This is a genomic window from Streptomyces sp. NPDC043812 (assembly GCF_056436245.1).
The window spans coordinates 1-2,078 of the sequence record NZ_JBWKCY010000090.1; the positions used below are offsets into that span (position 1 = coordinate 1).

A 2,078-nucleotide genomic window follows, 5' to 3' on the forward strand; every position below is an offset into this window, starting at 1 on the left:
CCCCTCCAGGAGCTCCTCGCCGCAGCCCCCAGCCCTGTGGTCTCGGCCCTATCCCTGGGCGAAGCACTGGACCTCGTGGGCACCTGACTGCAGCGGGCGCAGGAGCTCAGTCCTCGCCCAGAACGATCGTGATCTCCTCCGTGCCGTTCCCCTGCTCCGGTACAGCGGGGATGTCCTTCGCCAGGAGCGCCGGCTCGCAGGAGCGGACCGGGTCACCGCCCACATGCTGAGTCAACTTGACCCGGCCCTGAAGGACCGGGCTTGGAGGTAGGGCACCACTGGCGGTGGTGTGACCTCCTCCGTCCAGACACCCCTATGGGGTCGCAGGGGCGCGTGACTCACGCCCCGCTGTCCACACAGCCTCGCCCTTGCGGGCGAGGTTGCGGGAAGCGTTCCGGTCCGCGTGGGCAACGACCCCGCAGTTCCGGCAGATGAAGAGGTCTTGACTTGCCCGGTTCTTCTTGTCGATGTGGCCGCACTCGTAGCACTGCTGCGAGGTGTAGGCCGGATCGACGAAGACCACGGGCACGCCGGCACGCTTGGCCTTGTAGACGATGAAGTCTCCGAGCTGAGCGAAGGCCCAGGAGTGGAGTGCGACCCGCTGGGGCTTACGGAGCCGTACCCTCTGCCGGATTCCCCTGAGTTCTTCCAGGGAGATCCCGGACGAGGTGCGTTCAGCCTCGGTCACGATCGTCTTGGCGATGATGTGGTTGGTGTTGGCGGCGTGACGCTGCTCGCGCCGGTTGCGCTTTTTGAGCAGGCGCTTGGCGGACTTGGTGCCCTTGGCCTGGAGCTTCTTACGCAGGTCGAGCTGCCGCTTGCGGTGCCGGTTCAGGCCCCGCCCGGCGGCACGGCAGCCGGTGGACGTGGTGGCGATGCTGACGATGCCGAGATCCACACCGATGAACCGCTCAGGCTCGTACTGCTCGGCCTCGGGAACATCGCAGACAGCGATCAGGTAGAACACGCCGTCGCGCTCGATGAGGTCGGACTCGCCCTTGCGATGCTCCTGGAGCATCTTGAGCGCGTCGGCCGAGCAGGCGAAGCGGACGTTCTTGATACGCCCGGCGGTGGTCCAGATCGAAACCGTCTGTGTGTCGTACTGCCAGCTCAAGCACCTGTCGTCGTACGGCTGCGCGGCCTCGGGCCGGAACGTTATCGGCTTCGTCCCGGCCTTCATCCGCCGCTTGGAACCCGGCTTGCCGAGGCTCCCGGCCCGGATGTTGGCCTTGAGCGTGGTGTAGGCGTCGCGGACCTTCTTGATCACGTGCTGGGCGGCCTGCGCCCCCAGCCCTCTCGTCTTCAGCTCGGCATAGGCGTGCTTGCGCAGCTCGTACTCACGCGGAACACCGCGCTCGAACGCCACCGCCGACACCCAGCACGCGGCCTCGTTGACCGTTCGTAAGGTCGCGAGAAGCGCGGCGGCCTGGCCGGCCTCCGGCAGGAGCTTCACCTGCGTCACGATCTTCACAGGCCAGATCGTAGCATTGATCTATGTCACCACGCTGGGAGCCAAACCCCAATATCCGCAGGGGCCGTACGGTCGTCCACACTCTCCACGCACATTTGGTCTTCACACCCAAGTACCGGCGCGGCCCATTCACCGACGAGATCCTGCGACGCTGCGAGGAAGTCATGCGAGACGTCTGCGCCGACTTCGGAACGGAACTGGTGGAGTTCAACGGCGAACGCGATCACGTCCACCTGCTGGTGCACTACCCACCGAAGGTCGCCCTGTCCCGGTTGGTCGGCTCCCTCAAGGGCGTATCCGCCCGCAGGCTCCGACAGGAGTTCCCCGAGCACATCCGCAAGTACCTGTGGGGCGACCACTTCTGGTCCCCGTCCTACTTCGCCGCATCCTGCGGCGGGGCGCCCCTCGCCATCATCAAGGAGTACATCGAGCAGCAGAAACGCCCTTCGTAGCCTGCGGCTCAAGGCAGCCCAGAGAAGCGCTTCCTCCCGGGCGTAAACGCCCGGGGTTCCGCGCTAGATCATGCTGAATATCAGGGCCGCTGTCTCTTATTGACCCGTGCACGATCCCACCCCTTCTTCCGTCATCGAAACCCTGGCCGGCGCCC

The 2,078-nt window shown here is 65.8% G+C and carries 3 protein-coding genes; 1 reads left to right on the plus strand and 2 read right to left on the minus strand.

Annotated features, from left to right (window positions below; genetic code table 11):
- Positions 1 to 106: 106 nt before the first annotated feature.
- Positions 107 to 235, minus strand: a complete 129-nt coding sequence (locus AC067Z_RS38810) for a hypothetical protein (protein WP_478794346.1) — start codon at positions 233 to 235, stop codon at positions 107 to 109.
- A gap of 78 nt (positions 236 to 313) precedes the next feature.
- The gene (locus tag AC067Z_RS38815) at positions 314 to 1,471 is read right to left on the minus strand and encodes an RNA-guided endonuclease InsQ/TnpB family protein (protein WP_478794347.1); all 1,158 of its coding nucleotides are present in this window, start codon (positions 1,469 to 1,471) and stop codon (positions 314 to 316) included.
- A 23-nt stretch (positions 1,472 to 1,494) separates the two neighbouring features.
- On the opposite strand from AC067Z_RS38815, the gene tnpA reads away from it, so the two are divergent.
- The gene (gene tnpA / locus AC067Z_RS38820; protein ID WP_478794348.1) at positions 1,495 to 1,923 is read left to right on the plus strand and encodes an IS200/IS605 family transposase; all 429 of its coding nucleotides are present in this window, start codon (positions 1,495 to 1,497) and stop codon (positions 1,921 to 1,923) included.
- Positions 1,924 to 2,078 lie beyond the last annotated feature (155 nt).